Below are 20,260 nucleotides of genomic sequence, written 5' to 3'. Positions count from 1 at the left end.
GATCCTTCTGCTTAGTTAGCCGCCCGGCATCCGAAACGACGGATAACCGAGCGGCAGCCCCTCCATGGCGAGGGGCTTTTGTGTGTCCGGGGCAGTTTCCGGGCCGCCAGCAGCAGGATCAGGCCGTTATGGCAGCACAGATGCCGTAACAGAACAGAAGAGGGCAGCAGTGGGCGTTCAGCCGGAGACAGAGACCGGAACAGCAACAGTGTCGGCGGAGGTGCCCGAGGAGGGCACGTACAGCTTTGCCGCCATGGAGGCCAAGTGGCCGCAGGTGTGGGAAGACCTCAAGGTTTTCACCCCTGTCGATGACGGGTCCCGCGAGCGGCGCTACGTGCTTGACATGTTCCCGTACCCGTCCGGCGACCTGCACATGGGGCACGCCGAAGCGTTTGCCATGGGTGACGTTGTGGCCCGCTACCTCCGCCAGCAGGGCTTCGATGTGCTGCACCCGATCGGCTGGGACTCTTTCGGCCTGCCCGCCGAGAACGCCGCGATCAAGCGCAACGCCCACCCCAGCGAGTGGACCTACGCCAACATCGAAACCCAGGCCGCGTCCTTCAAGCGCTACGCCATTTCCGCTGACTGGTCCCGCCGGCTGCACACCTCTGACCCGGAGTACTACCGCTGGACCCAGTGGCTGTTCAAGCGCTTCTACGAGCGCGGCCTGGCGTACCGGAAGGATTCTCCGGTTAATTGGTGCCCCAAGGACCAGACCGTGCTGGCCAACGAGCAGGTTGTCAACGGCGCCTGCGAACGCTGCGGCACCACTGTCACCAAGAAGTCGCTCAACCAGTGGTATTTCAAGATCACGGACTACGCGGACCGTCTGCTGGATGACATGGAACAGCTGCGCGGCCACTGGCCCGAGCGTGTCCTGGCGATGCAGAAGAACTGGATCGGCCGGTCCGAGGGTGCGCACGTCAACTTTGTCATCGAGGCCGACGGCGGCAAGCCCGCCAAAGAGGTCACGGTCTTCACCACCCGCCCGGACACCCTGTACGGTGCAACATTCTTCGTAGTGGCCGCAGACGCTCCGCTGGCCGTGGAGCTCGTCACCGATGAACACGCTGCTGCCCTGGAAGACTACCGCGAGCAGGTCAAGGCGCTCACGGAAATCGAACGGCAATCCACCGAGCGCGAAAAGACGGGTGTCTTCACCGGCCGCTATGCCGTGAACCCGCTGAACGGGGAGAAGCTTCCTGTCTGGGCCGCGGACTACGTCCTCGCCGATTACGGTACCGGCGCCATCATGGCCGTGCCGGCCCACGACCAGCGCGACCTCGACTTCGCCCGCAAGTTTGACCTCCCGGTGCGGGCGGTCCTGGATACCGGCGAGGAAGACCCCGCAGTCTCCGGCACCGCCACCGCGGGAGAGGGCACGCTGATCAACTCCGGCGCCCTGGACGGGCTGCCCAAGGCAGAGGCCATCCCGGCCGCGATCGCCATCCTGGAACGCCAGGGCACAGGTGAGAAGTTCGTCAACTTCCGGCTGCGTGATTGGCTGCTCAGCCGCCAGCGGTTCTGGGGCACCCCCATCCCCATCATCCACTGCCCGTCCTGCGGAGAAGTCCCCGTGCCCGATGAGCAGCTGCCCGTCACGCTGCCCTCCGACCTCCGCGGTGAGGACCTGTCGCCGAAGGGCACCTCGCCCTTGGCGGCAGCCGAAGCGTGGGTTAACGTCGACTGCCCTTCCTGCCAAGGCCCGGCCAAGCGGGACACCGACACCATGGACACGTTCGTGGATTCGTCCTGGTACTTCCTGCGCTTTGTGTCACCGCAGTACACGGACGGTCCCTTCGATCCGGAGAAAATCAACGATTGGATGCCTGTAGGCCAGTACGTGGGCGGCGTGGAGCACGCCATCCTGCACCTGCTGTACGCCCGGTTCTTCACCAAGGTGATCAACGATCTCGGATTGATCGAAGCCACCGAACCCTTCAGTGCGCTGCTGAACCAGGGGCAGGTCCTCAACGGCGGCAAGGCCATGAGCAAGTCGCTGGGCAACGGCGTGGACCTGGGTGAACAGCTGGACAAGTACGGCGTTGACGCCGTCCGCCTCACCATGATCTTCGCCTCCCCGCCGGAGGACGACGTCGACTGGGCAGACGTCTCGCCGTCCGGTTCGGCGAAGTTCCTGGCCCGCGCCTGGCGCCTGGCCCAGGACGTCGCCAGCGAACCCGGCATTGACTTCGCGTCGGGCGACCGGGCCCTCCGCTCGATCACGCACCGGACCATTGCAGACGCTGCCGAACTGCTGGACGCCAACAAGTTCAACGTCGTCGTGGCCAAGCTGATGGAGCTGGTTAACGCCACCCGCAAGGCCATCGACTCCGGTGCCGGGGGAGCAGATCCGGCAGTTCGGGAGGCGGCCGAAGCCGTTGCAGTGATCCTGAGCCTGTTCGCCCCCTACACGGCGGAGGACATGTGGAGCGTCCTTGGCCACCCGGCCTCGGTGGCCAATGCCGGCTGGCCGGCCCACGACGAGTCACTGTTGGTGCAGGACACCGTCACCGCCGTGGTGCAGGTGCAGGGCAAGGTGCGGGACAGGCTGGAGGTTTCGCCCGACGTCTCGGAGGACCAGTTGCGCGAACTGGCGCTGGCCTCGGACAACGTCCAGCGCGCCCTTGACGGGCGGGGCATCCGCACCGTCATCGTCCGCGCCCCTAAACTGGTCAACATCGTCCCGGCGTAAGCCGGACCAGGCCGCCGGAAACCCCGGCGGCCTGCTGTGACCCAGGAGGCTCCCTTGCCACACCGCGACGCCGCTGCCTGGCCTTGGGTCCGGGCGCGCCTTCTGAACCGCCTGCGAAAGCAGGGAGGCCCTGCACCGGAAGCGGGCGCCGTCGTACGTGTTGCTGTGGTGACCGACTCCGCCGCCGCGCTGCCGGCTGACTGGATTGCCGGATTGAGCGGCGGCGGCCGGCTGACCGTCATTCCCATGCCCGTGATGGTGGGGGATGAGATTTACGGCGAGGGCGACGACGACATCTCGGAGGCCATCGCGTTGGCCCTGGCCAGCGGGACGTCCGTGAAAACGTCCCGGCCCTCGCCAGGACAGTTCGAACAGGCTTACCTCGCGGCGCAGCGCACGGGCTATGAAGCGGTAGTTTCCGTGCACATCTCGGGTGGCCTGTCGGGGACTGCCGATGCGGCGCGGCTTGCAGCCGGCAGGGTAGGCATTCCGGTGGAAGTCGTCGATTCGGGAACGGTGGGCATGGCCCTCGGGATGGCCGTCCAGGAAGCCGTGCGCGTTGCCGGGGAGGGCGCCGATTCCGGGGCAGTGGCGGCCGCCGCGGCCGGTCAGGCAGCACGGACCAAGGTCTATTTCTACGTTCCAAGCCTCGAGCAGCTTCGCCGTGGGGGACGGATTGGAACGGCTGCTTCCCTGTGGGGCACCATGCTGGCGATCAAGCCCATTCTTGGCGTCGACGGCGGAAAGATCGTACCGCTGGAAAAGGTTCGGTCCGCGGTCCGGGCCGTTGCCCGGCTGGAGGAACTCGTGGCCGCGGACGCTTCTGCCCGCACTGCCGCAGGGGTACGGCTCGCCGTCCACCATTTCGGCAGCCCTGGGGAAGCGGAACGCCTCGCCGAACGACTGGCTGCTGCCTTGCCGCAGTGTCCCCCTGCCCAGATCAGTTCCTTGCCCGCGGTTCTGGCCGCGCATGCGGGGCTCGGGGTCCTTGCCGTGATTGTGGGCAGCGACCTTGTGGCGGACTGAGACCCGGCAATGGTCCTGATCGGCATCGCCTGTGGTTGCGGGTCGGAGGCTTGTCAGGGCTGCCCCTCCTAGACTCATTCAGTGACTGACGACCGGGTTCTCAACGCCTACTCTGCACGCGCAGCAGAGTACGCCAGTGTTTTAGGTTCTATCGAAGACACCCATGAACTGGATCGCATACGCATTGAGCGATGGGCCAAGCAAATTAGCGGGCCCGTGCTCGACGCGGGATGCGGGCCAGGGCATTGGACGGACTTTCTACACAAGCGGGGTGTCAACATCTCCGGCGTTGACCTCGTCCCCGAATTCATAGAGAGCGCCCGTAGCCGGTTCCCCGAGGCATCCTTCCGGGTCTCCTCGGTCCGTGCCCTCGACCTGGCTGACGGCAGTGTTGGTGGCGTGCTCGCATGGTATTCACTGATTCATCTGGCACCGTCAGAGCTGCCCCAGGTTCTCGTGGAGTTCCGTCGCGTTCTCAGGCCGCGGGGGCACCTGCTCGTTGGCTTTTTCGAGGGCGGGGCGAACGAGCTGTTGGACCATGCAATTACCAAGGCTTACTGCTGGTCTGTCCACTGGACGAGCGAGCTGTTGCAGGATGCCGGGTTCGAGGTCCTGGACATTGAAACGCGCCAGGACCACGGCAGCCGACCGCACGCAGCTGTTGCCGCTATTGCCCGCAACGCCTAAGGCTAGAGGAGCCATACTTTTGAGCTACCGAGAATACGTCCCAAGGTGATCCGCCCCAGCGCACTCATGACTGGATTCGTGTCCCGGTAGTACCAAACCAGGCCCATCGCCTGCTGAAAAGCCCACGCGGCCCCAGGCCACCACTCAAGGTCCTCACACCCCAATTCGTTGCGGAGCAATGCCCGCCGTTCGTCTTGATCTGTCGGACGGGCGCATGGCGCCATCGCGGAAATTGGTCAAGTATCAGGCGACGAGCGAGGTCCTCGTCAATGTCTACCTCGTCGTCATGCATACGCATGCAGGCGACGTTAGCTGACCTTTTGGTCCAGCCCAATAAACGGACGCATTGCGCCGCCTACTTGGAGAACTCAGAGAGCTTCGAGATATAGCGCGTGGCGGCTGGATAGGACCAGCCGCGGGACGGGTCAGGGCGGTCTCGGGCGACGGTAGGCTGGACCAATGACGTTGGGGGACGCAGGGCAGCCACTGCACTGGATGAGCGAACCATGGGGGGCGTGCGATGAGCGTTTTCCTACTTATACCCGCGGTCACCCTGGTTCTCTGGCTTGGCCACGCGGGCCTGGCCATCGCCGGCAGCCCTGCAACCCGCTACACCCGCTGGATCCTCTTTGGTGGGCTTCCTGTCATGGCCGCGGTGATGCTTTTTTCAGCCGGAATATTCGGGTTCATGTTCGCAATCATTGCCATCCTGACCTGGCTCGGAATGATACTCCTGGAAGTCATTTTCACGATGGTGTCGATGGTGGTGAGGGATGCCCGGGCGAAGAAGGAAGCATGAAACGCCGCGAGATCTGGGGTGTAGCCCTGCTGACTCTTGCTGTTCCGGCTGCCTGGGCAGATCACGCCATCTATGAGGCATATCGTGCCGCTGCACGGGACGACCTGCTGCTCTACATCCGCATCCCCGCGGACTGGATCTCCTCTTGGTTCCGGATTGCGGCGCTCCTGGCTGGTGCCACAGGTCTTCTGCTCCTGCTCCCGGCGCTGGTAGGCCGCATAGCGCGCAAAATTCCACGGCGCATTGTTGGCTGGACAACTGCGGTAGCAGTTGCAGCTGCCGTGCCGTACTTCGGCCTGATATTCCTCTTCGCTTGCCTGGGCGCCTTTGGTATCGGAGACACCGTGAAGATTACCGCCGCGGACGGGCAGTCTGTTCTCGTCACCCAGGATGGTTTCTACGGTGACAGCGTCGATATCTACAGTGAGCACGACGAGCACCACTACAAATGGGTCCGCAGCGCCCCGGAAATTTCCGGTTGGCCGCGGGTGAAGGACCAGAATTGCAGGCTGGATACTGCCAGCGGGGAGCTACGGCTGACCTGCGGGGTTACAACGCTGGTGGTTTGAACGGTTCGAGCTGGTCCACGCGTGGTCGTTCTCCTTCTCATCCAGCTCCATCAGCTGGCGTTACCGGTGATCTCCCGGTCGCCTATGGAGCTGAGCTGGACATAGCCGATCAGGGTGACGTACTGCATGCTGCACGGATCACCGCCGCCTGTGCCGGTGACCGTGACCTGAATGGATGAGGCGGTTTCGGTGACTCTGACTGTGTTCGGGTGACTGCAGCCGGAGCTGGACGCCGAGAGGTATATCCGGTTCTCCTGGCGGTCTACCCTGACCAACTGCCAGGGAACGGTCGACGCGGGGTCTGGTATGTGGTCCATGGGGAGTTCGCCGTACTGCGGCGCGACTGTCCCGATGGGCAGTGCGGGCTGTCCGGGTGGCGGAGTGGAACCAAGGGGAGGGTCTGCCTGCCCGGCACAGGACGTCAAAGCAGCTACCAGCATCACCATGCAGAAGGTGGCAGTTCTGAGCCGAAAGCGGCGCAGGACGTCGGTATCCGTAGTCATCGTTCACCTACCATGAAGACGACCGGGGGAGTGCTGATCGGCCCGGGGCAGGGGTTGAAGGGGACCTCCCTGCTCCATTCCAGGTCGTTCTCCTGCTCAGCCACCACCGAGCCGCCGTCGGCTAGGGCACGCAGGGTGATATTGGTTGGTACTGGGCCGAGAATGAACGTGAACTTCCAGGTGTTATCTCCCGCCCTGTTGCCGATGTAACGGGTGTCGGGGTAGGTCGGCGGCGGGACACTTGGTCCGGGTGCGGGAGAGAAGCCTCCGTTTGGCAGCTGTACCCAGTGATCGGTGACGGCAACGGATGGGGCAGGGGCCGCCGTCGGCCCTGGTGCCGAGCAGCCCTCGTCGGTGCACAGCTGGACTTCATCGACCGCCGCGACGTCACCTTCAACGATCACTTCGAGGCCGCTGACGTAGCCAATGGCCGGACAAGCCGTACTGCACCCTGCGGCCGGCAGCGTGGCCGCGATCAGCGCAGCGATTCCCAGGATCCCCCGACCCGTCTTCATGGCTCGAGTCTAGGGCCCGCCAGAAGCGGTCCGGTCATACTCCGTGAATATGCGCGGTCGGGGCAGTCTGCCATCACTGCCCGATAGTGTTGGTTCACCACGCCTGGTGCGTGACCTGGGAGCAGCGGGCAGGGTCGTAATGAGCTGGAAGAACTGGCCCGCGACCTAAGGAAGCTCATGAACGCGTATCACCTCCCAGTCCCAGGCGACCTCCAGTGGTAGCCAAGCCCACGCGCTCCAGGCCGCGCCGGAACAGGGTACGGCACCCCCGGTTCGCTGCGGGGGATCGGGTCAGCTTTGCCGAGGGCGGCCTCACTGGTACAGGTGTCGTGGACGCCGCATCGGGAGACTATTCGATCATTTGGATCTGGACCGACGGCGGCTTGGGCCGGCGGATGTTCTTCCAAGGTTGTGGCAGCATCATCTCCTCCTTGCCAGACCAGCCGGAGTAAGGCCATTTGGTGCCGGGAGCATGACAAGGGGGCCGCACTCCCGTGAAGGGATTGCAGCCCCCTTGTCTTACTAGCCGACGCTAACGGCCTGCCTCCGGCCGATCACGGGGATATGGCGAGGTGCTGTTCAGCAAGAACGCGCAGAACCATGGAGCACGCGCTTGGCACCGGCTGGATGATCTCCGCGATGCCTGTTGCCGCCAGCCGTTGCGCAGTGTCGCTGAGCGGGCCGCCGGCGATGATGACCGCTTCGGCCCCGTCGTCCCGTCTCGCCTCCAGAACTGCCCCGAGTAGCTCCTGGAACTGCTGCTCCGGATCCGCGGCGAGTACCAAGGGCTTTGAGGGTGTGAGTCGGACTCCCGTGAACCATTGGCTCTGCCCGTGCTCTTCAACCAGCGAGGTGAGGGACCCGGCCAGGAACGGTGTACTCGTGGCCATCCCAAACCGCCGTCCCGAGCCCACCGCTGCGGCTATCGATCCTTGCCCGATGCCCACCACGGGGATGTCGAGGGCGCTGGCCATGGCCCTGCGCCCAGGGTCACCGATGGCTGCGACGATGACCGCCACCACCGAGGATCCGTCCGGGCCGTCCAAGTAACTATGCACGGCCGTCTGCACGTGCCTGGCGGAGTCCCGCAGCGACAATGGATCGATGATCATGGCCGGGCCTTCGGCCGCCGTCAGCCCCACCACTTGCAGCCATTGCGGCTCGAGGAGTCCTGCTGCGATGCCGGTCATCAGGTCCGTGGTCCGGCTGCTGCTATTAGGGTTCACGAGGAGGACACGCCCCCTGGGCGTTGTGCTGGGTTCAGTGGCCATAGATTGCTCCTTGGTCCTCCTCTGTGGCGTCCTCTTCAAGGGGCTTGCCGAATGTCTCGGGTGGGAACTGGACCACAATGGCGAGGATGATGAACAGGCCGGCGAGGGTCGTGAACATTCCGGTGAGTCCTGCTGCGTCGAAGATAACACCGGAGATCAGCGGAAACAGGCCCCCAGAGAGGGAGCCCGCAGCCAGGATGATGGACGTGCCAAACCCTCGGGTCCGGGTGGGGTACAGTTCCGGGGCGAACAGCCAAATGGTGGTGTTCAGGATGATGACCGAGAAGTTGAACACCACACCGCAGGCGACGATGATGGCGATGTCGGTTGCCAGGAAGGCCATAGAAAGCCCGGCTAGGCAACCCAGGATCGCCGCCCCGGTGAGGACTTTCTTTCGGGGGAGGCGGCTGGCCAGGAAGGCGGCCGTCGCGGCCCCGATCAGGGATCCCGACTGCATGATGAGGGTGAACCAGAGGCTGGTGTTCACGGCGTAGCCGCGGGAGACCAGGATGGTGGGCATCAGGGTCAGCATGGAGATTTGTGCGGCGTAGGACATGCAGACGGCGATGCCGAGCAGGACTGTCCGCTTCAGGAGCCGACCCCGCAGGGCGTCCTTCCAGTGCCCCGTGGATGCGGTGACGGCTGGGCCGGGGACGGCGGTGATAAAGACTTCCGGATGCTCGATTTTGCCGGAGAGCTTGCCGCGGGCCAGACGGGTGATGACCAGGTTTGCTTCATCCAGCCGTCCCTGTGAGGCCAGGAAGCGCGGCGTTTCGGGTACGTAGCGGCGGAAGAACATCACGAGGATGGCGGGTATGAAGAGCAGGCCAAACACCCAGCGCCACTTGTCCGGGCCGTCAAAGAGGGTGAAGACTAAAATGCCGAAGGCGGGAGCCAGCATGTTGCCCAGCCCTGCGGCGGTGACGTTAATCAGGCCAACGGCGGTGCCACGGTGCTTGGCGGCGAAGAACTCTGCCATCATGATTACGGCGACAGCGATTTCGCCGCCCAAGCCGAAACCGACGATGAACCGTCCGGTGGCAAGGACCGGGTAGTTCGGTGCCACGGCGCACAGCAGTGAGCCACCGGCAAAGATGATCAAGTTGATGACCAGCATGTTCCGGCGGCCATACTTGTCAATGATCAGCCCCGTCGCTATGCGTCCCAGGGCCGTGGCGGTGAACGTCATGGTGTTCAGGAAGCCAATGTCGCCTGCCCCTAGCCCCCACGACTCGCGCAGCACCGGACCGGTGATGCCGACGGCGTTCTGTTCGAGCGCGTCGAAAAACACGCCGAGCAGGATCATGAGAACGATGTGTCGGTGTGCGCCTGTCACGCCGATCCGCTGGTAGGCACCTTCGATTTGTTGTGCGAGGGACGTCTTCGTGCTCCCCGCCTCGGCAATTCTCTCTTCCAAGGTTTGCTCTCCTTTGAGCTCATTGACCGCCGCTCATATGACGGCGTGAGACTTCTTCCACATTGCGGATAATAGCTACCGCATTAAGGAATGTGTGAGTCAAGTTACATGGAGGCGCAAGGGGAAACAATGAACAGGCGAAGAAGCCAATTGTGACCGGCACGGCGCCATCGTGGCGTCGCTTCGACGCAACCCAAAAACTACGGGCGTCTCCGGCGTCGGCTGACCGGCTACTCTGCTGGAATGGAACCCTGGCACCGGAACCGGCTGAGCAGGCGCCAGGGCGAGCTCGTGGAAGTTTGGTTGCCAGGCGTTCGTCTCCTGAATGATCTTTCCTGGAATCTCATAGATACCGCGGTACTTGAAGTGGGGCACGGACAGCGCAGATACGTTGTGAAAGCGGCCGGGCCCTCCAACCACCACATAGGGCGGGAGATAGAAGCGCACCTGTCTTCGGCCGTCGTGTTGGCGCGGCAGAACCACGCAGCGAATCTCGTACGGTCAGACCGCTCGATGAACATCCTGGTAACGGAATATCTGGAAGGCTCCCTTGTGGAGGGAACCGCGGCGGAATTCGAGATGGAGACGTATCTACAAGCGGGCCACCTATTGCGCATATTTCACGAACAAGCCCGACGTACCGACCCTGACTATGAGGCTGCAGCGACTGCGAAAGCGCTGGCCTGGCTGGACACACCCCACCGCATGGAAGAAACTGCCGCCGAAAAAGCCAGGGCCGTGTTCGGCACCTATCGGCCAGAACCGGTGGTGATCGTGCCGACCCACGGTGACTGGCAGCCACGCAACTGGCTCATGGACGGGACCGAGCTCAGGATCATCGACTTTGGCCGTTACGGGTACAGGCCGGCCACCAGCGACTTCTGCCGCCTTGCAGTACAGCAATGGAGGACGGCTCCTCAGCTGCAGTCCGCATTTTTCAAGGGGTACGGTTCAGATCGCAGAGACAGCAAACTCTGGAACGTCATGCTGTTGCGCGAGGCGGTCGCGACCGCGGCCTGGGCTTACCAGGTTGGCGACGATGAGTTCGAGGAGCAGGGCCACCGAATGCTGCGTGACGCCTTGGCAAACTTCTGAAGCACCCCTGATACAGAAGGTTGCGACGCCGAAGGGTTGGCAGTCCTGTACGTCCTTTCCACATAGCCGGTTGCGGCCCTGTTGCCCGGGTGCGGCCTGTCCCTAGCGTGGGGGTATGTCACGCCGGAATGCTGGAGGAGCAGGTGAACAGGCGCGCCATGCCAGGTCCCGATTGCAGGCTGCCTTGGGTGAAAATTCCCGCGGGCTCTTGCTGGGGGACGACGGCGGGACCTCTTTTGAGTACCGGGGCCCTGGAACCGATGGCGAAGAAAAACCTGGCCGTACCCTTCCCGGTGACGAAATTGCCGCCACGGAGTCCTTCGACGTCGGCCCCGCCATCCGTTGGCGGCTCAGCTTCCGGCTCGGCGTGCTCCTGGGCATCCTTGCAGTCGCTGCCGGCGCCTGGTTCTGGTGGCAGGCGGCCTCCGGACGGCCGGAGATCCTGCCACTGAGCGGAGTAAGCCCCGGAACCACCGCCCTGGCGGCCGAAGATGGTGCCCCCGTAGAGGACAGCGGCGGCGGCAGCAGAGCGGGTCCTGAGTCCGACCCGCAGGAAAGCGGCCCTGCAGGGACAGTGGTGGTTCATGTTGCCGGTTCAGTGCTTGGGCCCGGAGTCGTCCAACTGCCCGGCGGCAGCCGGGTACACGAAGCCATTGCCGCCGCCGGCGGGGCGGCTCCCGGCGCCGACCTGAACCGCCTCAACCTTGCGCTGGTTGTTGAGGACGGGCACAAGATCTTCGTCCCGCGTCAGGGCGAAGCGTTGCCGGCCGTCCCTGAGGATTCAGGAGCGCCTGCTGCCGGTGATCCGGGGGAGGGGAACGCCGGGGGACCGGCAGGATCGAAGATCAACCTGAATACGGCCGGGGTGGAGGAACTGGATGAATTGCCGAAGGTCGGCCCCGTGCTGGCACAGCGGATTGTGGATTGGCGCAAGGAGCATGGCCCGTTCAAGGCGGTCGAGGAACTTGACGCCATTGACGGTGTCGGCCCGAAGATGCTTGAAGCATTGCTGCCGCTGGTGACCATATGAGACGAAGGAAATGCACCACGATGACGACTCCTCTCGGGCGGCGTCATGGATAACCGGCAATCGAAATCCCGGGCGAGCCCCTGGAGCCGCTATGTAGAGTCGGCGGTCCGCGTGCATGCGCTCGGCCGGCACGATGCGCAGCAGGCAGGAGCAGCGGATCGGCCGCGGTCGGCGGCAGGGACCAGCACCCGTGACGATGCCCGGAATGGCGCGCCGGCCAACCTGCGACGGAGGTTGCTCCGTTCTGCCCATGGGCCCAGGAGAAGCTTCCAAAAGTTCTACGCAGCGCAGTCAGCGCGGGTCCGGGACAGCGACAGGAAAGCCCGGCAGGAGGCAGACGCCGACAGTAGCGGAACCCCGCGCCGGCGCACCGACGTCCGGCTCGCGTTGCCGGCGGCGCTTGTCTGGGCTGCCTCCGTTGCCGGGCTCTGGCTGCCCCCGTTGGCACTGGCTGGCGTCTGCTGCGCTCTGCTCGTCCTGGCGGCGCTGCTGCTGCGCCGCACCTTCAAAGCTCGAACCTCGCGCAGAGCCCCGCGAGGGCACGGAAAACCGGCCCGGCGCAGTTTCCTCACCACCATGGCCGTTGCCCTCCTCTTGGCGGCGACAGCGGCAGCCCACTCGGCGGTGGCCGCCACCCAGCGCCACGATGGTCCCCTCGCGGCCGCCGTCTCCGCCGGGAAATCGGTGGTAGCCGTCCTTGAAGTGGCCGGGACCCCGCGTGCCCTGACTGCACCCAACCAGGCTGGCCCGCCCGCCCGCTGGTCCGTACCTGTCTGGACCCGGGACATCAGTACCGGCGGTGTTGTGCTCCGGACGCGGGCGCAACTGGTGGTGATGGGCGGTGGCGGCTGGGGCACTGTGGTGCCCGGCGAGATGGTTCGCGCAACGGGAAAGCTGCGCCCCGCTGATCCCGGAAAGGAGGAAGCGGGCATCCTCACAGCGTCTTCCGGCCCAGGGCAGCCCTTTGCCCCTCCCATCCTGCAGGGAGCAGCAAAGGAACTGCGGGAACGTTTTGTTTCGGCCGCCTCATTCCTCGCCCCGGATCCGCGCGGCCTGCTTCCCGGAATGGTTACCGGGGACACCAGTGCCTTGGACGAGGGCCTGAATTCCGCCATGAAAAGCGTTGGCATGACCCATCTGACAGCCGTCAGCGGTGCCAACTGTAGCCTTGTCCTGGGCGCCTTGCTGCTCTTGGCCAGGAGGTTCCGCCTATCCCGGTTGCCGGCGGCCGCGCTTGCTGTGGCAGGCCTTGGGCTGTTCGTCCTGCTCGTCGGACCCGATGCGAGCGTGCTGCGGGCAGCCGTGATGGGAGCCGTGGCAGTGGCGGCCCTGGCTGCCGGCCGCTCCGGGCGGGGCCTGAGCTTCCTGTGCCTCGCCGTTATCGGCCTCCTGTTGGTGGACCCGGGGCTGGGATCAAGTTTCGGGTTCCTTCTGTCGGTCCTGGCAACACTGGGGATCATCATCCTGGGTCAGCGCATGATGTCATGGACCCCTCCGTTTGTCCCGCGCTGGGCAGCGGCCGCTGTGGCTGTTCCCTTGTCCGCGCAGCTGCTCTGCGGACCGGTGATTGTTGTGCTGCAGCCCCAGTTTTCAACCTACTCCCTGCTGGCCAACGTCATAGCATCCCCACTGGTTGCGCCTGTAACCCTGCTGGGAACGGCTGCTGTGCCCCTGGTGGTCCTGGCTCCGTGGGTGGCCACCGGCCTGATCGCGGTGGCCGGCACGTTCAGCGCCGGTGTGGCAGGGACGGCCCGATTCACCTCGCAGCTTCCCGGCGCAGCCCTTCCCTGGCCCGAGGGTGTGCCCGGGTTGCTGACCATGGTGTTCCTGTCCGTGCTGACGTTCCTGACCGTCTGGGCCGCGGTCCGCCCGCGCCGGCTCGTCCGGTTTGTGATGGCCGTGCACAGTCGCATCGTTTCCCTGATCGAAGTGTTGGAACGGTATGCGGCCGGAAGGCTAGAGAGCTACAGCCGCAAGCCGCGGCGCATGCCTGCCCCGCGCTTCCCTGCCCGGTGCTTCCCTTCCCGCCGCGTGCTGCCGAAGCGCGGCCCGGGCTTGGACCGCGCCGCAGGACGTGGCAGGCTGGGATACTCCACAAAACTTTCCGGAAGGAAGCCCTGATGGCCGCTGCGCAGAAACGTGCAACCCGTTCGCCGGCGTCGAACGGCCCCACTTGGCGGGACGTAACCCCCGCCGCAGTGGTCCTGGTGACCGGGCCCGAAGAGTACCTCGGCATCAGGGCCATGGACCGGGTCCGCGCACAGGTACGCGCAGCCGCCCCGGACGTGGAAGTCAGCCGTATCAACGCCGCAGCCTACGAGGCCGGGACCCTGCTCATGCAGGTCAGCCCCTCCCTCTTCGGCGAAAGCAAGCTCATCGAAGTGGAGGCTGTCGAATCGATGAACGACGCCTTCCTGTCCGACGCGCTTGCGTACCTCGGCCACCCGGAGTCCGACGCAGTCCTGGTGCTGCGGCATGGCGGGGGAGTCCGGGGAAAGAAGTTGCTCGACGCGATCAAGAAGGCCGGCTGGCCGGTGGTGGACTGCCAGCCCCTCAAAAAAGACGCGGACAAGGTTGCTTTTGTCACCGCCGAGTTCAAAGGCGCCGGGCGGAGGATCGAGCAGGACGCCGTGCAGGCACTCGTCAACGCCGTGGGAGCGAACCTTTCGGAACTGGCGGCAGCATGCAGCCAGTTGATCGCGGATGCCGGCACCACGGTGACCACTGACATTGTGGACCGCTACTACGGCGGACGGATCGAGGCTACGGCGTTTAAGGTGGCCGATGCTGCCATGGCGGGAAACGGGCCGCTGGCGCTGTCCACTCTCCGCCATGCCCTTGCCACGGGGGCAGATCCCGTCCCGCTGGTGGCCGCTCTGGCAGCGAAGTTAAGGACCGTGGCGCGCGTGGCTGGCGCTTCGGGTTCCTCGGCCCAGATAGCCGCCGAGCTCGGAATGCAGCCCTGGCTGGTGGAACAGGCCCAGCGGGACGTCCGGCGCTGGACGCCGGAAGGCCTGGTGCGCTCCATCCAGGCCACCGCCGAAGCCGACGCCCAGGTCAAAGGCCTCTCCCGCGATCCCGTCTACGCGGTTGAACATGCCGTCACGGTGATTGCCATGTCCGTCCAGGGCAGGTAAGCCAGCAGCACGTCACACCAAGCGCCGGGAAAAGCGAGAGCGCAGTTAGTTAAACGAGAGCGTAGTTAGTTAGAACAGCGCAGAAACTTAAAGATGTGTGGCCGGTACCAAAAACGGTACCGGCCACAACCATCAGTTCAAGCGAACTGGAAACCTTACAGTGCGTTGACCTTCTTGGAGATCGCCGACTTGCGGTTTGCTGCGTTGTTCTTGTGCAGAACACCCTTGCTGACAGCCTTGTCCAGCTTGCGGCTGGCAGCAACCAGGGCAGCAGCAGCTGCATCCTTGTCCGTGGACTCAACGGCGGTGTTGACGGCGCGGATGGCCGTCTTCAGCTCGGACTTGACTGCGTTGTTGCGCAGGCGTGCCTTCTCGTTGGTGAGGATGCGCTTCTTCTGGGACTTGATATTCGCCACGTGTGAACTCTCTTTTTAATGCGGAAATGGTCTAGAGGGCTTTCAGATTGGCCATTGACTGAGCGGCGTGGGGATACCTATGGCGGCCAACCATCAGTGGCCGTCGACCTGCACGGACACACAGCTATAAAGAATAGCAGGTCAGGCGCAGGACTGGCCATTTGGGAACTTAGCTCCAGCCGTGTCGCCGGCGGAGCCCTTCGGCCACCTTTTCAAAGCGGGCTCGCTCCAGCACGGCGCCTTCCCGTCGGATGCTGTCCGGCCGGAGCTGGACAATGCGGTCCAACCGGGCTTCACTGGGCCTGCCCTGGCGGTCCCAGCCGCCGGCGCCGATGTCCACATATCCTGTTGATGCTCCCGAGTCGGGGACCCGGTCTTTGCTGGTGAGCATCAGCCCGAGGAGGTATCCGCCGGTGCGGCCCACCAGCAGGACCGGGCGGTCCTTGCCGCGCGTGTGGTCCTCCTCGTAGGGGACCCAGGCCCACACCACTTCGCCCGGATCCGGGTCGCCGTCCGGCCGCGGCGCGTAACTGATGGTGAACCCGCCTTCAAAGTCGCCGGGGTAATTGCCGTTGCCGGGAGTGGCAGGGGAGGGTGCGATGCGGGCCGGACCGGCTTTGCCGGCCGGGGCGCCCCGGCCCGCCGTCTGCAGTACGCGGAGACCTGCTTTGACTGCGTTTGCCAGCGAACGGAGATTGATAGCCATCAGGCAACCCTAACTCCGGCCCGGGTCGCAGGCCTGGAACGTCAAAGGGGCCCGCAATGCGGTGCCACGGGCCGGGACGTGGGACACTTGAAGTTCCAGATGTGCGGAGTGTCCGCAGGGTGCCCTCCGTGCGCCTTGGCGGCGACCGCGTGAATGCCAACAGTAAGGACCCTGCGTGTCTCCCATGGCCCGCACCGCCCCGGTGCCCGCCGCGACAGATCCGGCCATCATTCGGAACTTCTGCATCATCGCGCACATTGACCACGGCAAGTCCACCCTGGCTGACCGCATGCTGCAGTTCACCGGCGTCGTTCAGTCCCGCGATATGAAGGCCCAGTATCTGGACCGCATGGACATCGAACGTGAGCGCGGCATCACCATCAAGTCCCAGGCCGTCCGTATGCCGTGGGAACTCGACGGCACCAGTTACGCGCTGAACATGATCGACACTCCAGGCCACGTGGATTTCACGTATGAGGTTTCCCGCTCGCTGGCAGCCTGCGAAGGAGCGATCCTCCTGGTCGACGCAGCGCAGGGCATTGAGGCCCAGACCCTCGCCAACCTGTACCTGGCGATGGAAAACAACCTCACCATCATCCCGGTCCTGAACAAGATCGACCTCCCGGCGGCCCAGCCCGAGAAGTACGCGGCGGAACTGGCGAGCCTGATCGGCGGGGACCCGGAGGACGTCCTCCGCGTCTCGGGAAAGACCGGCATGGGCGTCGAGGCGCTGCTGGACAAGATCGTTCGCGACCTTCCGGCCCCGGAAGGCGATGCAAACGCCCCCGCCCGTGCCATGATCTTTGACTCCGTCTACGACACCTACCGCGGTGTGGTCACCTACGTTCGCGTGGTGGACGGCATGCTGCACCCCCGCGAACGCATCCAGATGATGTCCACCCGGGCCACCCATGAACTTCTCGAGATCGGAGTGAGCTCCCCGGAGCCCACCCCGTCCAAGGGACTGGGCGTCGGCGAAGTGGGTTACCTCATCACCGGCGTAAAGGACGTCCGCCTGTCCAAGGTGGGCGACACCGTGACCAACCTCGCCAAGCCGGCCGCCGATTCGCTCCCCGGCTACGCCGATGCCAAGCCGATGGTCTTCTCCGGCCTGTATCCCTTGGACGGAACGGACTACCCGGTGCTCCGCGATGCCCTGGAGAAGCTGATGCTCAACGACGCCGCCTTGGTCTACGAGCCGGAGACCTCCGCGGCGCTGGGCTTCGGCTTCCGCGTTGGCTTCCTCGGACTGCTCCACCTGGAAATCACCCGCGAGCGGCTGGAACGTGAATACAACCTGGACCTGATCTCCACGGCGCCCAACGTGGAATACGAGGTGACGCTGGAGGACAAGAAGGTGGTCCACGTGACCAACCCCAGCGAATACCCCTCCGGCAAGATCTCCGAGGTCCGCGAGCCGATGGTGTCGGCCACCATCCTGGCCCCGAACGAATTCGTCGGCGCCATCATGGAGCTGTGCCAGAGCCGGCGCGGCGTTATGGGCGGCATGGACTACCTGTCCGAGGACCGGGTGGAAATCCGCTACCGACTGCCGCTGGCCGAGATCGTGTTCGACTTCTTCGACATCCTCAAGTCCAAGACCCGCGGCTACGGTTCCCTGGACTGGAAGGCCGACGGCGACCAGGTGGCCGACCTTGTGAAGGTGGACATCATGCTCCAGGGTGAGCAGGTGGATGCCTTCTCCGCCATCACGCACCGCGACAAGGCCTACGCCTACGGCGTCATGATGACCACCAAGCTGCGGGAGCTCATTCCCCGCCAGCAGTTCGAGGTGCCCATCCAGGCAGCCATCGGCTCCCGGATCATCGCCCGCGAAAGCATCCGCGCCATCCGCAAGGACGTGCTGGCCAAGTGCTACGGCGGTGACATCTCGCGTAAGCGCAAACTGCTGGAAAAGCAGAAGGAAGGCAAGAAGCGCATGAAGATGGTGGGCCGGGTTGAGGTTCCCCAGGAAGCGTTCATTGCCGCCCTCACCACAGACGAGTCCAAGGACAAGGCCAAGAAGTAGTGAACACAGCGTCCGGCAACACCGGAGGCCCCTGCAATGCCTAGCACCCTTCCCCTCGGCGACCCGGCGCCGTCGGACGGTCTGCTGCCCGCCCAGGCAGTAGACGCTTCGGCGGACCGGGCGTTTGGCCTGTACGTCCACATCCCGTTTTGTGCGGTGCGCTGCGGCTACTGTGATTTCAACACGTACACCGCCACGGAGCTCGGCGGCGGCGCCTCCCAGGATGCCTACGCCGGCACGGCCGCGTCAGAGGTGTCAATGGCGGCCAAGGTGCTCACGGCATCCGGCCTTCCCCCGCGCCGGCTGAGCACCGTGTTTTTCGGCGGGGGCACCCCCACACTGCTTCCAGCAGACGATCTTGCCCTGATTCTCCGGCGTGCCATCGACCAGTGGGGCATCGAAGACGGGGCTGAAGTCACCACGGAGGCGAACCCGGATTCAGTCACGCCCGAATCCCTCGCCGTCCTGAAGGATGCAGGGTTCACCCGGATCTCCTTCGGCATGCAGTCCGCCGTTCCGCATGTGCTCAAGGTACTTGACCGCACGCACACCCCCAGCCGGGTCCCGCAGGTAGTGCAGTGGGCACGCGAGGCCGGCCTCGCAGTCAGCTTGGACCTGATCTATGGGACACCGGGGGAGTCCCTCGCAGACTGGCGGCACTCGCTGGAGACCGCCTTGTCCTATGAGCCTGACCACATCAGCGCTTACGCGCTGATCGTGGAGGACGGTACCAAGCTCGCCGCACAGATCCGCCGTGGTGAAGTCCCTGGAATCGACGACGACGACCACGCCGACAAGTATGAACTCGCCGACCAGCTGATCACCGAAGCCGGCCTCGGCTGGTACGAGGTCAGCAACTGGGCCCGCACGCCGGAACAGGCCTGCCGCCACAACCTCGCCTACTGGCGCGGCGATGACTGGTGGGGAATCGGGCCCGGTGCGCATTCACATGTGGGCGGGGTCCGTTGGTGGAACGTCAAACACCCCACCGCCTATGCCGGCCGGTTGGCGCAGGGCCTCTCGCCGGCTGCCGGCAGAGAGACGCTGGACCTGGACACCCGGAACATGGAGCGGGTGATGCTCGAAGCGCGCCTGCAGTCCGGTCTTGAGGTTTCTTCCCTTGGTGCTGACGGCCGGCACGAGGTCGCAGGCCTGATTGCCGACGGCCTGGTGGAGCCTGCGCAAGCCTTCCGAGGACGGCTGGTCCTCACCCTCAAGGGCAGGCTGCTGGCGGATGCGGTGGTCCGCCGCGTACTCCCAGCCTGATTATTCGCCGCCGAGGGTGGTGGTGGTCCGGGTGGGGCTGTCCCAGAGACGGGCTGCGGTGCACTCTCCCTGCGTCCGTTCGTCCAGGACATCCATGGCGGTTCCGAGCAGGTGGCCTGGAATCCGGCGCGCGAGGGTGACGTGCGGTGTCCACGCATCGGGCAGGGTATTGGCAAAAGCCCCCGTGCATCGCTGATGCAGCCGCGCGTGCATCTGCAGCAAACCCGCCGAGGGCACCACCAGGCGCGCCAGCACGTACTTGCCGGAACCGGCAGGAAAAACCACCAGACCGGAAAACCGGACGTCGATCGGCAGGCCGCCCCACAGATCCTGCGCAGCGGCCCCGAGGTCCAAACTGTTGCCTGCCGCCAGGGTGATGTGTGGCCTGTTGCTCGGAGAGGTATGCGTGGCCAGGCTCGGCAGGCCGGCTTCAAGAAGGCGGGCCCAATCCGTCCTGATGGAAGAATCGCTGGATTCCCCGAAGGTCAACTCGACGCTGCGCATGCACCCATCATGCCGGACGCTGACGGACGGTTTTGCGGGGGAGTGAAGTCTGCCTGCGCTACTTGATCCAGCGCAGGTTGTACGGGTAGCGGTGCGGCTGGCCCTTGTTGACGTGGATGCCGGCGGCCACCGAGAAGCAGGTGAGGGCGATCCAGATCAGTGTTGCGATGACGGCAAAGATGTTGCCGATCACCGGCACGAAGACAAGGATGTTGGCAACCACTGCCGCGATAGTGGGCGGCAGGCTGAAGTTCAGCGCCTCCTTGGACTCCTGGGCGGTAAACGGGCCCCGGTCACGGAAGATCAGGTAGATCAGGAGGGAAGGAACGCAGCCCAAAATGCCGCCAAAGTGCGCCAGCGTGGCCCACTGCCGGTCTTCGCTGGCCGTCAGGGGCAGCGCATTGGCTGGAACGCCGTGGTACTCCGAACGGCCCTGGCCGCCCTGGCCGCCCTGGCTGTCCCTGTGCTCACGTGCGTTTTCTGCCACAGTCTGTTCCTTCGAAAGTGCAATGGTGCTGACTAAGAATGCCATGTCTACTGCCGGTGCTGCGATCCGCAGACACTGCAGTACCAAGAATACTGGGTGCAGCGTGGT

General features: G+C 64.7%; 19 protein-coding genes. 11 read left to right on the top strand and 8 right to left on the bottom strand.

The genetic code is table 11. The features are described from left to right. Positions 1-169 precede the first annotated feature (169 nt). From leuS to M8J71_RS20545, 5 genes are all read left to right on the top strand, one after another. Positions 170-2,695 carry a leucine--tRNA ligase gene (gene leuS / locus M8J71_RS20565; protein WP_256249683.1) on the top strand — a complete coding sequence of 842 codons (2,526 nt, stop codon included), beginning with the start codon at positions 170-172 and terminating at the stop codon, positions 2,693-2,695. A 54-nt stretch (positions 2,696-2,749) separates the two neighbouring features. Beyond that, the gene (locus M8J71_RS20560) at positions 2,750-3,721 is read left to right on the top strand and encodes a DegV family protein (protein ID WP_256249682.1); all 972 of its coding nucleotides are present in this window, start codon (positions 2,750-2,752) and stop codon (positions 3,719-3,721) included. Between the two features lie 81 nt (positions 3,722-3,802). Next, complete coding sequence (locus M8J71_RS20555; protein WP_256249680.1) at positions 3,803-4,408, top strand: class I SAM-dependent methyltransferase; 606 nt, start codon at positions 3,803-3,805, stop codon at positions 4,406-4,408. Positions 4,409-4,928: 520 nt separating this feature from the next. Continuing rightward, on the top strand, positions 4,929-5,207 hold the full coding sequence (locus M8J71_RS20550) for a hypothetical protein (RefSeq protein WP_256249679.1): 279 nt from the start codon (positions 4,929-4,931) through the stop codon (positions 5,205-5,207). Further along, complete coding sequence (locus M8J71_RS20545; protein ID WP_256249678.1) at positions 5,204-5,776, top strand: hypothetical protein; 573 nt, start codon at positions 5,204-5,206, stop codon at positions 5,774-5,776. Before M8J71_RS20550 ends, M8J71_RS20545 begins: the two co-directional genes overlap by 4 nt. 50 nt (positions 5,777-5,826) lie before the next feature. Here the strand turns inward: M8J71_RS20545 and M8J71_RS20540 are convergent, their stop codons facing one another. The 4 genes from M8J71_RS20540 to M8J71_RS20525 all read right to left on the bottom strand — a co-directional run bounded on the left by M8J71_RS20540 (position 5,827) and on the right by M8J71_RS20525 (position 9,482). After that, positions 5,827-6,279: a hypothetical protein gene (locus tag M8J71_RS20540; protein ID WP_256249677.1), complete on the bottom strand. Its 453-nt coding sequence runs from the start codon at positions 6,277-6,279 to the stop codon at positions 5,827-5,829. Further along, on the bottom strand, positions 6,276-6,794 hold the full coding sequence (locus tag M8J71_RS20535; protein ID WP_256249676.1) for a hypothetical protein: 519 nt from the start codon (positions 6,792-6,794) through the stop codon (positions 6,276-6,278). The genes M8J71_RS20540 and M8J71_RS20535 overlap by 4 nt, the downstream gene beginning before the upstream one ends. A 554-nt stretch (positions 6,795-7,348) precedes the next feature. Then, the gene (locus M8J71_RS20530) at positions 7,349-8,065 is read right to left on the bottom strand and encodes an aspartate/glutamate racemase family protein (RefSeq protein WP_256249675.1); all 717 of its coding nucleotides are present in this window, start codon (positions 8,063-8,065) and stop codon (positions 7,349-7,351) included. Continuing rightward, positions 8,055-9,482: an MFS transporter gene (locus M8J71_RS20525; protein ID WP_256249674.1), complete on the bottom strand. Its 1,428-nt coding sequence runs from the start codon at positions 9,480-9,482 to the stop codon at positions 8,055-8,057. The genes M8J71_RS20530 and M8J71_RS20525 overlap by 11 nt, the downstream gene beginning before the upstream one ends. Before the next feature lie 243 nt (positions 9,483-9,725). Between M8J71_RS20525 and M8J71_RS20520 the strand changes: the two genes are divergently transcribed. From M8J71_RS20520 to holA, 4 genes are all read left to right on the top strand, one after another. Continuing rightward, entirely contained in the window at positions 9,726-10,577 is an 852-nt protein-coding gene (locus M8J71_RS20520; protein ID WP_256249673.1) for a phosphotransferase, read from the top strand. A 184-nt stretch (positions 10,578-10,761) separates the two neighbouring features. Then, positions 10,762-11,607: a ComEA family DNA-binding protein gene (locus M8J71_RS20515; RefSeq protein ID WP_256249672.1), complete on the top strand. Its 846-nt coding sequence runs from the start codon at positions 10,762-10,764 to the stop codon at positions 11,605-11,607. 111 nt (positions 11,608-11,718) lie between these two features. Beyond that, positions 11,719-13,728, top strand: coding sequence for a ComEC/Rec2 family competence protein (locus M8J71_RS20510; protein ID WP_256249671.1), 2,010 nt, complete (start codon positions 11,719-11,721; stop codon positions 13,726-13,728). Further along, entirely contained in the window at positions 13,728-14,744 is a 1,017-nt protein-coding gene (holA, locus tag M8J71_RS20505; RefSeq protein ID WP_256249670.1) for a DNA polymerase III subunit delta, read from the top strand. The genes M8J71_RS20510 and holA overlap by 1 nt, the downstream gene beginning before the upstream one ends. Before the next feature lie 155 nt (positions 14,745-14,899). Here the strand turns inward: holA and rpsT are convergent, their stop codons facing one another. Both rpsT and M8J71_RS20495 read right to left on the bottom strand, forming a co-directional pair. Then, entirely contained in the window at positions 14,900-15,160 is a 261-nt protein-coding gene (gene rpsT / locus M8J71_RS20500; protein WP_011692086.1) for a 30S ribosomal protein S20, read from the bottom strand. 169 nt (positions 15,161-15,329) lie between these two features. Beyond that, complete coding sequence (locus M8J71_RS20495) at positions 15,330-15,866, bottom strand: type II toxin-antitoxin system PemK/MazF family toxin (RefSeq protein ID WP_256249669.1); 537 nt, start codon at positions 15,864-15,866, stop codon at positions 15,330-15,332. A gap of 175 nt (positions 15,867-16,041) precedes the next feature. Between M8J71_RS20495 and lepA the strand changes: the two genes are divergently transcribed. Together lepA and hemW are read left to right on the top strand one after the other, a co-directional pair. Then, positions 16,042-17,895, top strand: a complete 1,854-nt coding sequence (gene lepA / locus M8J71_RS20490) for a translation elongation factor 4 (RefSeq protein ID WP_256249668.1) — start codon at positions 16,042-16,044, stop codon at positions 17,893-17,895. Between the two features lie 36 nt (positions 17,896-17,931). Continuing rightward, positions 17,932-19,161 carry a radical SAM family heme chaperone HemW gene (gene hemW, locus M8J71_RS20485; RefSeq protein ID WP_256249667.1) on the top strand — a complete coding sequence of 410 codons (1,230 nt, stop codon included), beginning with the start codon at positions 17,932-17,934 and terminating at the stop codon, positions 19,159-19,161. Here the strand turns inward: hemW and M8J71_RS20480 are convergent, their stop codons facing one another. Beyond that, the gene (locus tag M8J71_RS20480) at positions 19,162-19,665 is read right to left on the bottom strand and encodes a 2'-5' RNA ligase family protein (protein WP_256249666.1); all 504 of its coding nucleotides are present in this window, start codon (positions 19,663-19,665) and stop codon (positions 19,162-19,164) included. A 58-nt stretch (positions 19,666-19,723) separates the two neighbouring features. Beyond that, positions 19,724-20,152 (bottom strand): DUF4870 domain-containing protein, encoded by a 429-nt coding sequence (locus M8J71_RS20475; protein ID WP_256249665.1) that lies wholly within the window; start codon positions 20,150-20,152, stop codon positions 19,724-19,726. Positions 20,153-20,260: the final 108 nt, after the last annotated feature.

Source organism: Pseudarthrobacter sp. R1, from assembly GCF_024494415.1.
GTDB lineage: Bacteria > Actinomycetota > Actinomycetes > Actinomycetales > Micrococcaceae > Arthrobacter.
This window is presented reverse-complemented; position numbering and strand designations above follow the sequence as displayed.

Coding starts and splice junctions, on each gene's coding strand:
- holA (WP_256249670.1), top strand. CDS start 13,728: ATGGCCGCTGCGCAGAAACGTGCAACCCGTTCGCCGGCGTCGAACGGC.
- M8J71_RS20535 (WP_256249676.1), bottom strand. CDS start 6,794: ATGAAGACGGGTCGGGGGATCCTGGGAATCGCTGCGCTGATCGCGGCC.
- M8J71_RS20540 (WP_256249677.1), bottom strand. CDS start 6,279: ATGACTACGGATACCGACGTCCTGCGCCGCTTTCGGCTCAGAACTGCC.
- hemW (WP_256249667.1), top strand. CDS start 17,932: ATGCCTAGCACCCTTCCCCTCGGCGACCCGGCGCCGTCGGACGGTCTG.
- M8J71_RS20495 (WP_256249669.1), bottom strand. CDS start 15,866: ATGGCTATCAATCTCCGTTCGCTGGCAAACGCAGTCAAAGCAGGTCTC.
- M8J71_RS20545 (WP_256249678.1), top strand. CDS start 5,204: ATGAAACGCCGCGAGATCTGGGGTGTAGCCCTGCTGACTCTTGCTGTT.
- M8J71_RS20480 (WP_256249666.1), bottom strand. CDS start 19,665: ATGCGCAGCGTCGAGTTGACCTTCGGGGAATCCAGCGATTCTTCCATC.
- M8J71_RS20530 (WP_256249675.1), bottom strand. CDS start 8,065: ATGGCCACTGAACCCAGCACAACGCCCAGGGGGCGTGTCCTCCTCGTG.
- M8J71_RS20550 (WP_256249679.1), top strand. CDS start 4,929: ATGAGCGTTTTCCTACTTATACCCGCGGTCACCCTGGTTCTCTGGCTT.
- M8J71_RS20520 (WP_256249673.1), top strand. CDS start 9,726: ATGGAACCCTGGCACCGGAACCGGCTGAGCAGGCGCCAGGGCGAGCTC.